5 protein-coding genes and 1 pseudogene are annotated in these 9,769 nt (G+C 56.7%); 4 read left to right on the plus strand and 2 right to left on the minus strand.

Annotated features, from left to right (window positions below; translation table 11 throughout):
• The 4 genes from M0814_RS28725 to M0814_RS28740 all read left to right on the plus strand — a co-directional run.
• On the plus strand, nucleotides 1–192 hold a 192-nt coding region (locus tag M0814_RS28725; RefSeq protein WP_247868564.1), incomplete at its 5' end, for a hypothetical protein.
• Nucleotides 193–409: 217 nt separating this feature from the next.
• On the plus strand, nucleotides 410–2,359 hold the full coding sequence (locus tag M0814_RS28730) for a hypothetical protein (RefSeq protein ID WP_247868565.1): 1,950 nt from the start codon (nucleotides 410–412) through the stop codon (nucleotides 2,357–2,359).
• Nucleotides 2,360–2,516: 157 nt separating this feature from the next.
• The gene (locus M0814_RS28735) at nucleotides 2,517–4,466 is read left to right on the plus strand and encodes a hypothetical protein (protein ID WP_103486284.1); all 1,950 of its coding nucleotides are present in this window, start codon (nucleotides 2,517–2,519) and stop codon (nucleotides 4,464–4,466) included.
• Between the two features lie 285 nt (nucleotides 4,467–4,751).
• Nucleotides 4,752–6,998, plus strand: coding sequence for an autotransporter outer membrane beta-barrel domain-containing protein (locus M0814_RS28740; RefSeq protein ID WP_347359910.1), 2,247 nt, complete (start codon nucleotides 4,752–4,754; stop codon nucleotides 6,996–6,998).
• 88 nt (nucleotides 6,999–7,086) lie between these two features.
• On the opposite strand, the gene M0814_RS28745 is transcribed toward M0814_RS28740, so the two are convergent.
• Together M0814_RS28745 and M0814_RS28750 are read right to left on the minus strand one after the other, a co-directional pair.
• The gene (locus tag M0814_RS28745) at nucleotides 7,087–8,586 is read right to left on the minus strand and encodes a hypothetical protein (RefSeq protein ID WP_103486282.1); all 1,500 of its coding nucleotides are present in this window, start codon (nucleotides 8,584–8,586) and stop codon (nucleotides 7,087–7,089) included.
• Between the two features lie 165 nt (nucleotides 8,587–8,751).
• Nucleotides 8,752–9,769, minus strand: a pseudogene (locus M0814_RS28750) (hypothetical protein); the annotation flags it as partial.

Below are 9,769 nucleotides of genomic sequence, written 5' to 3' on the forward strand. Positions count from 1 at the left end.
AGGCAGGGGTTTGCGATGAACGGTCGGGGTTCGGGTGTTGCCTTCCTGAAACTACTTCCCAGTAGGCGCTGCCGCAGGGAATTCGACTCTGCGGTGAACCGCAACCTGTGGCGTGAGTCTGCTCCCGCTGGGTCGCGCGGCGACTTCAATACCCATTCTGCTCAACAAAAATGCAGCCTCACGCTGGGCTGACTGTTCAGCCATTTCCATCGATTCTCCGACGAACGGTAAGCAAACCTAGTATTTCTGACAGTAGTCAGCTTTTTCCGGCAGGCATCTAATTGGGTCACAAGCGTTCCACGCCATCGTCAGTCAACAGCCCGTTTTATCTTCACGACTGCTCTGCGCGAGAACACTGCCCGATCAATTGCCGTGGAGCTTCGCAATGGTGCCCCCAGAAGAGTCGTCGATGGATTCGCAACACGCGCGTGGCGATGACGAAACAAGTCTTGTGGCTCCACCAGAGCCGATTGTTCCGGATATCCTGAAAGACGAAGAGGGTAATGAAAGCCCGGACGGGCTATTACCTCGCGATGTATTGAACCGCGATTTGAGAGTCACGATTCCGGCGTGGACTTTCTCGACAGAGCCGGAATTCGTAAAAGACGTCGTGTTGGTGGGGCTCAGGCGAGCGGGACTTCCCTTCGATGACGACACGGCGGGTGTGTTCCCGTTCAATATTCCCATTGATCCGGGGGACAAGATTGTTTCGGTGCCTCAAGGGCAGCTGGCATCTGGCGTTTACGACCTGTCGTACAAGCTGGTGATTGGTGGCAACCCATCGGAATCGCTGAAAAAAACCATCACCGTCGATAGAGTGCCGCCCGATGACGGCCAGGAACCGGAGATGCTGGAGCTGCTGGATCTTGTGGGCAACATCACCGATGACTATTTGGACGAGCACGGTCAGGTTCGTTTCAAAGTACGCCTCTATCTGGACGTGAAGGCCCGTGACCGGGCGATTTATTACTGGACGGACACCAGCACGCCACCGGACTTCGAAACCGAAATCCGCGAGCAGGCGTTCAGTCAGTTTGATATCGATAACGATCAACTGATCATCACCGTCTACGCAGACGATATTCGCCTGCGCGGTCATGGGCAGCGATACATCTATTATCGCTTGCGCGACTGGGCCGGAAACCGGGGACCGCGCTCGCGGCCGCTGCCTGTGTTCGTCGATCTGACCCCGGCGGCACCCATTCACAAGCCTCCGCGCATCCCCCTGTCGGACAGAGGCTTGATCGATCGTCAGCACGCTCGGGAGGGGGCGGTCAATCAAGGGGCGGTGACGGTCGAAATCGATGCCTATGACAATCCGTTGAGCGGCGATCAGATACTGCTGGACTGGGATGGCACTGTTCTGCCGCCGCAGGATGTCGACCCGGCCAACTTTCCTTGCGTGATCCCTGTGCCGTGGAGTGCGCTCACAGCCAAGGGGCTGGGGCCGGTGAATGCTCGTGTCACTTACCGCGTGCGCACTGGGGGCGTCGATAGCAAGCCATCAATGGAAACCCTGGTGTCGGTGAACCTGACGGTGGCAGGCCAGGATCACGCCAATGCGCCGGCGTTGTTGAACCCTAAGCTTGCCTTGCTGGAGATCTACGGCGCCAACTCCAAGGTGCTGAACACATTGCTCACCGAAGATTTCGGCGAGGACGCCGACGGCTTCCTGACCTTGTTCGACGCACCTGAACCGGGACACACGATCGAAGTTTATTGGGGGAGCATCAGTACGCCCGTGGCGCAATACATCGTCCAGACCGGTGACGTTGCCGGCAAGAGAGTGCCGTTCAATATTCCATGGTCGGCCATTGACCAGGACCGGCTGAACCCGGCGTTGCCGGTCCATTACACCACCAGCAATGGCATCAACCAGCAGTTGGCTCCATTCACGCCCGTCAAGGTGTCGATCATCATTATCGAAGGTCTCAAAGCGCCTTCGTTCCCTGACGCTGGCATCGAAGGGAAGCTGGACTGCTGTGCGAAACCGCGTCTCTGGGAGCGGGTGCGCGTGAGGATTGAAGGCAACCCGGCGTTTGACGAGAAGGACATCGTGACTTTGTTCTGGCAGGGATGCGAGGGACTAAATGGCACCACGCCCATTCCCGGGGCCGCGGAACGGTTCTTGACCATTTTGAGTGCGGATCAGGCAAGAAACGGTTTTGAAGTGCATGTGACCGATTACGAAAGATTGATAGCGCCGATGGAAAACCAGGGTTCGGCATTATGTTATTACACCTTGAAAAAGTTTACGGGTGGGCAGGGTCTTTCAAAAGAACTATTCGTGATTATCAATAGAACCATGCCCAGTGGTGCAGTGTGCTCACCCACTAATGAAACCTGCACGGAACCGTAGCGGGTAATTGATTCATTAAAGTGCATTAGCCGGTTTTAGTTAGGACAGTCACGAGTATTTATTCGTGGCTGACAGAGAGTGTTGTGCCCGCGTTTTGGGCGTTAGTTGATTGACAAAATCCCGGGCAGATAAAGCCCGTTTCTGAAGGAGCTGAAAAATGGCAAATCCGAAACCATTGACGCCCGCTGAACAAAGTCGGGTCGATTATCTGAAAGTTCGCCGTGCTGTTACAAGCGCTGATCCAGCCGTCATCGAAGTGCATCCAGACAACCCATTTCTACCCGATACGTCGGATGATGACAAAAATCAGATTCCGCTGAGCCTGCAGGGAAAGCCTTTCAAGTGCCTGGTTCCGAGGCCTGATGTGGCCGACGAAACGACACCAACACCGGGCGCTATTTATCTGACGTTCGACGGATCTCAGATCGACGAGACTAAATACCCTTATACTACGCCGCTGGACGCTGCTGTTCTTAAAATCGAAAGGGAGTTTCCTGCCGGACTCACCGGTAGGTCGGGGAAACATGAGTTGGGATACGTTGTCCGTCAAGGCGGTAATGCCAGTTTATCTGAACCGTTGGTGTGCAATGTTGATAGAACTCCTCCAGCCGTGTTTCTTCCTCCTGGTATTCCGAAGGAGGTGGAAGAAGGTCTTACCAAAAAATATCTGGACGACAATGATTATGTACCTGTTAAGATTTCTGAATATGGAGAGATGAAGATTGGCGATTTTATAGAGTTGTATTATGGGGACTCGATAACGTTGGCAGAGCTTATCGCTACGTTCACCAGGGTTGATACCACCAGTGAGATCGTGCTTGAACTCACCGCTGACCAAGTATTCAAGTTGGGTGAAGGGAAACACGGGCTTTTTTACAAAGTCATCGACCGTAAGGGAAACCCAAGTATTTTTTCTCCATCAGTCACTTTCGAGGTCGTTCTGACAGACCCACCCGAGGGGCTGTTGCCCCTTAGTATTCCGCTGTATGACAGTGTCGGTGACCGTCTGGTCGATCTGAAGGATGCGCAAACGCCTTTGGGCGTGGGAATCCTTGACGAATACACCCACTACATGCCCGGAGATCAGTTGGTGGTGACCTACGACGGCATTCTGCAGGTGGCGAAGACCATCAACAATTTCCCGTGTTACGTCGATATTTCGTTCGAACACGTATTCAACAACGACCCTGGTGAAAAAACGGTAGCGGTCAGCTACCAAATCAAACGCGGCACCACCTATTATCCGCCAACTCCGATTTCCAAAAATGTTGACGTTGATTTGCGAAAGCCCGGTCTGCCGATTGATCCGGATAATCCAGGCCCGACCAATCCAAAACTGGCGTTGGTGACGGTTCAGGGAGGTTCCGGGGGCACTGTCAATGAGTTGCGAGAAGCCGACAAAGATAAGGTTGTTACTGTCACGGTCAATACCTATGACGGTGCCAAGGAAGATGACACCGTTCAACTTCGATATGCGGGCCAGCTTGTTTCTGAGGCGGATGGTGGCCTTTATACGATTCCAGACGTTATTCCCCCATCTCTGGAGTGGGAAGTCGACTGGGGCGTTTTTGCGGCGGCAGGTAACGGTGATCCAAAGCACCCGATGGATTACGTCATCGGTCATCCCCTGAACGACAACGTAGATATTTCGGACCCTCGGGGAGTGGATGTGCTGATTCAAGAAGACACTGTCCCTGATCCGGAATTCTTACACCTTGATCCCGATCCGGACCTTGTTAACTTTTTGAACTGCGGTTCCTTGCGCCGGGATCCCAACCAGGGTGTGGTGGTCGAGGTGCGGGTCCCGGGCGGGGAATCGGCACTGGCGAATCAAGAGCTGATATTCACCTATCAGGGCTATACCGACGCCGGCGGTGCAAACCCCAAACCCGATACATTCCGGGAGGTGCCCTACACACCGACAGATCAGGAAGCCGCGGCCGGCTTCATTGTGAAGATCCCATACGCGCCCATCTTGGAGACTCTGAATGCGTGGGGGCGCGTGCATTATACGGCTGTCATTAACGGGCGCGACACGGACTCAAAACCGCATGCGGTCAGGGTGTACATGGTCGTTGAGGGCGGAACTTGCCCGTTGCCTACCTGATTCAATGCGTTTCAAAGGAACCACGGGAGGCGGCTACGCCTCCCGTGTCCTCGCTGTAACGGTTGTTGAAACAGGCGGATCATTCCTCGAGCGGGAAAGGACTTTTCCGTCCGGAGCTAGGACTTCTCCTACATTTTTCATTGACCCGGATAGGTATTGTTCGCGCCTCTTACAGTCTTTTGGCCTTTCTTCTGAAAGACGTGAGGTGATGAACATTCAGGAAGCCACGTCATGAACAAAAACCATGTTTCGCTGCAAAAAAATGCTGCGGCAGGACTCTTTAAAATGCTGGTCGTGCTGCCAGCATTTTTTTTTACCGGCGGGCATTCTTTTGCCGCCGTTATCGTCGATAACGGCAATACGCTGAATATCGATGCAAGCACACCGCTGAGCGATTATCTGGTACGCAACGCAAGTGTGCTGAACATCGCGGGGGCCACCACCCAGAGTCTGTCTGTCACGTCCGGATCAACGTTGAATATCAACGGCGCAACGGTCAATGCCAACAGTGGGCAGGAGGGTATCCACATAACCAGCAGCACGGGTGATCTCACTCGCGCCATCGTGACCAGCAACTTTATCGGGCTGGCGGTCAATCGGTCTATCGGCTCGACCCTGGGCTCCACGGTCACTGCAACCGACAGTCAATTCAAGGGTGGGGAAATCGGTGCGCAGGTTACCGGCTTGAGCACGCTCACGCTCATCAACAGTCAGGTGACGGGCACAGGGGCTGACAGTACCGGCCTGAGCATATTGGGGGGGGATGTACGCGCCTCCGCAAACACTGTTATCAGCGGCGACAAGACCGGTGTGACCATGGGCAGGGATCCCTCGGGCCTGGGCAACAATTCACTGCGGCTCGACAACGCCAGTGTGGAAGGCCGCACCGGTGATGCGATTCTTGTGGACAAGGGCATCAATGCCACCCTTGAGGTGTTGAACCAGTCCTCCCTGACGGGGGGCAACGGCAACGTGCTGACGGTGCAGGGCGCTTCCACCGCGGGCATGTCTGTCAGCGACAGCACGCTGCAAGGCAACGTTAACGTCACCGGCAACAGTACCGCCAATCTCACCTTCGATCAGGGCAACATGAAAGGTGACGTGCTGGTGGACAGTGGATCGACCGCCAACGTCACCCTGCAGAACCACTCGCAACTGACCGGCCGCCTCGACAACGCCAGCGGCGTAACCATCAACAGTGGTTCGGTCTGGACCCTGGCCGGCAACGACACTGTAGGAACACTCGCCATGAATGGCGGGACAGTTCGTTTTGGTGCGCAGGATGTGCCCAACACGTTCTACCAGTTGAACGTCGGCACACTGGCCGGTTCGCCGGACGGTTCCAGTACGGTCGAAATGAAAGGCAATTTCGCCACGGGCCAGCACGACTTGCTCAATGTCACGGGCGTGGCCAGCGGGCAGTTCGGGTTGCTGGTGGCTGCGTCCGGTCTGGACGCGGTGAACCCCCAACAGTTGACGCTGGTGCACACCGCCGCCGGCGATGCGCAATTTGCCCTGAGAGGCGGGCGTGTCGATCTCGGTGCGTGGTCGTATGACCTGGATCAGCGAGCCGCAGGGACGGGCGGTACGGAATGGTTTCTCGACCCGACCACCAAGACCATCAGCCCCGGCGCCAAATCGGTACTGGCGCTGTTCAACGCCCCGGTGACGCTGTTGTATGCCGAGGCGGCAACGTTGCGCAGCCGCATGGGCGAGCTGCGTTTCAGTGGTGGCGATACCGGCTTGTGGATGCGCACCTACGGCAACAAATACAACATCAATGCCGCTTCCGGCGTGGGTTATCAGCAGACCCAACAGGGGGTGTCCGTCGGTGTGGACACGCATCTGGGTGACAGCGCGTGGGTCGGGGGGATCATGGGTGGCTACAGCCATACCGACCTTGACGTTGCGCAGGGAACGTCGGGTACGGTCGACAGCTACTATCTGGGGCCCTATGTGACCTGGATCGACGCGCAGAGCGGCTACTACTTCGACGCTCAGCTCAAGTTCAACCGCTTCCGGAATGACACCAAAGTCGGTTTGAGCGACGGCACCCGTGCCAAGGGCAGTTACGACAACTCCGGGGTGAGCGCTTCGGCGGAGTTCGGGCGTCAGATCAAACTGGGCGGCGGTTACTTCGTCGAACCGTACGGCAAACTGTCGACCGCTGTGGTACAGGGTGACAACTTTGATCTGGACAACGGCATGCAGGCCGACGGCGATCGCAGCCGCTCGGTGCTAGGTGAAGCCGGTACCACGGTGGGTCGCACCTTCAACATGGACAATGGCATGGTCGCCCAGCCTTATGTGCGTGCGGCAGTGCAGCACGAGTTCATCAACAACAACCGCGTGACGGTCAACGACAACAATCAGTTCAACAACGACCTGTCTGGCACCCGTGGTGTGCTGGGTGCAGGTATGGCCCTGGCCGTGACCAAGGACCTGCAGGTGCATGCCGATTTCGATTACAGCAATGGCAAGAACATCGAGCAGCCGTATGGGGTGAATGTCGGGCTGCGCTGGGCCTGGTAAACGTCCTGATCCTGACCGGGTGCAACCCCCGATAAAAAACGCCTCGTATTCGCGAGGCGTTTTTTTTTGCAGGCCTTTGGCCGGTGACTCAGGTGAATCGCAACACTTTGATCTGCTGATGCCCGGACTCATTCAGGCCCCGCCATTTCGACTCGTCGTCGGACACCCGGTAGAACAGATTCAGTGTGCCGTTCTCCAGCACTCGCAGATGTTTACCCGGCACGTGCAAGGTCACGAGGAGGTTTTTCACGTCATCCGGGCTGACGATGTGCTGTGCCTCATACAAGTAGGGATTGCCATTGGCCTTGGTGCCCAGCCAAGCCATGTTGACGGTTTCGCCCGCGGCCATGCCCGGGTACTGAATGTCCACGGTGGCCGAGGTGATATCGGCGTTCACCTTACCGTTTGAGGCCTCCTTGAGGACCGGCGCGGGCACCCTGGGCACCCCGGGCTTCACCAGGGTGAGTCCGTGCCTGGAGGGGAGCCCAGTGCCACTTTCTTTATCGTAGAGCACATACGATGCCTTGGCGGATCCCATTTCAAGCGCCCGGACCAGCGCATTCGGAATCTGAAACTTGAGATTGCTGGGAAGATTTTCCAGGATTTTGGATTGTTGGTTGGGCAACGTTTCGCCGGTTCGTGTTGTGCCTTCCCAGTTCATGGTGATGGTGTCACCCCGTTTGAAAGGGCTGCCGGAGGCGTGAACCTCCACGCTGGCATCGCGATCTTCCAGCTCGCCGAGATAGAGGGTGCCGTTTTTTGAGTCCTGGATAATCGGTTCATCCAGCAGTCGCTCTCCGGACATGACGTTGACGGTAGTGCTCTGGGAGGGTTTCTCGGAGAAGTTCAACACCTCGTCATGGATATCGTAAATAACCTCCACCCTGTTGCCGTCACCACCGGCGACAATTTTGTCCTTGTGGATTGTGATCACGATAGGCGTTGTGCCGGCTGCCTCGTCGGCGCTGACGATATGAGGATCGAGGGAGGCCTTGCCCCATTTCACTAGGATAACGTCGCGCACGGCGATGTTCGGGTAGGGTGGAATGACCATCGGCACCCCCCTGGCTGCCCAATCGGCATCCACGCCGTTAACGATGACGTCGCGCGGCAGTTGCACGATGTGTAGATTTGAGTGTCCGGGCTTATGGGGGTCTACGTCGTTGCCGCCGGGTAGATCCAGTTTCACCAGTATTCGCAAGGGCGTGGAGGGATCCTCTGGGGGGTTGTTGTCCGCGCGGGTCAGGGTGTAGTAGACCTCGTCGGCCCAGCCGGGAAGGATGTTTGTCACCGGCAGGAAAAAAAACACCGGTTTGTTGATCTCATCTTCATCATCCAACACCCGGGTAAAGATCTTGTTGTCCTTGCCCCAATAGATATCCAGCTTGTCGCCTTCGAGCATGGGCGCGGCGTACGCGTCGACGGCACAGAACAAACCGTCGGGATAGCGGTAATAGTTCTTGAAGTTGATACCGCCGTGCCCATCGACGATCGGTGCTACGAGGTCCGAAATCCGCAAGGGGCGCAGTTGCAGTAAAGGCGTGTCGGTCTGCAAGGGTGGAAACAGGAATGAGTGAAAGTGCGTCATGACGAAAAACCTCATCGAAGGTTATGCGGTTCTGCCAGGGAGGCGTTACTTGATTGGGCCCGATGTGGCGAACCCTGGCTACTGTCAGAACTAACAGGTAGGCGCGGGTTTTCGATGAGCGGTCATGCGCTGCAAAGCAAAGCCATGGCTTGACGCCTTCGGTGATCAGAGATCAGGCGTGATCAGGACACTTGCGGGAGCACCGGCGGCGTTCTGATCGGCGGGGTCGTATCGGAAGACCTGGCCCGCTGGCGCTTCGAGGTCAATCAGGACAATGGGCAGAAAGCGCCCGGTGATCTCGAAGTAATCGCGTTGGGCGAACTGAGCCTGGGGCAGACCATTGCTGGTGTAGTGCGCTTTCAGGCTGTAATAAAACGCTTCAAGGGGGATTTGCAGGGGGATGTCCTGCGGCCAGGTCTGAATCATCACCTCGTTCCAGCCATCGCCGTTGGGCACGCTGGGGCGAACGTCGATGTTGAGCTGGAATTGCGCCGGGTCGTTGTTGAACGCACAACTGGTGCGGGGTGACTTGGCGTAGCGAGTCACCCAGGCCTCGACACTGGTGACACCCAGCTCGTGACACATGTCACCGCGGGTACGGCAGGTGTCCTGAGGGCGGCTGGTGGCGCCATCGAAGGGGTAGGCACACATCACGTTCAGGGGATATGCCGCCGGGGCAAAGCTTTCGCGAACGAGAAAACCTTGCGCGTACACCGGTTTGGTCAGCCCTGCATCCTTGCGTAAATAGGTGAAGGAAACACCGCCATTGCCTACTGATGTCGGGCTGGGATTCCACATGTGAAAAGCCTTGGACGCCTGGGTGGCACGCAGCAGGACACCGTCGCAGAAGTACGCGGTTTTACCCCCCTGACAGGTCGCTGCGGTGTTCTCATACCGCGCGTTCAACCGCGAAGCGACCTCATAGCCGTTGTACAACTGGTCCTGCAGGTTGAAGCCAAACACCGCGCCGGGTGGCTGATGCAGATCCATGCGCAGGACCGGCAACCAGTCCCCGGTGGCATCGAAATAATCACGCTGATCCTTCTGTGCGCCGAGCAATGCGCCGGTTTGCGAGGTGTCGTAAAACAGCGCTTGTATCGGGATCCGTTTGGGGGCAGTGGCGTCCCAGTTTTTGATCTGCACCAGGTTGGGTTTGGCGACCCAGGTGGCATCGAAGCCCTGA

Origin of the sequence: Pseudomonas sp. MWU12-2020 (genome assembly GCF_023100605.1) — a bacterium.
GTDB classification, from domain to species: Bacteria; Pseudomonadota; Gammaproteobacteria; order Pseudomonadales; family Pseudomonadaceae; genus Aquipseudomonas; species Aquipseudomonas fluorescens_H.

Excerpts from the sequence above, each read along its gene's own strand:
- M0814_RS28740 (WP_347359910.1), top strand. The coding sequence starts at position 4,752 with ATGCTGGTCGTGCTGCCAGCATTTTTTTTTACCGGCGGGCATTCTTTT.
- M0814_RS28735 (WP_103486284.1), top strand. The coding sequence starts at position 2,517 with ATGGCAAATCCGAAACCATTGACGCCCGCTGAACAAAGTCGGGTCGAT.
- M0814_RS28745 (WP_103486282.1), bottom strand. The coding sequence starts at position 8,586 with ATGACGCACTTTCACTCATTCCTGTTTCCACCCTTGCAGACCGACACG.
- M0814_RS28730 (WP_247868565.1), top strand. The coding sequence starts at position 410 with ATGGATTCGCAACACGCGCGTGGCGATGACGAAACAAGTCTTGTGGCT.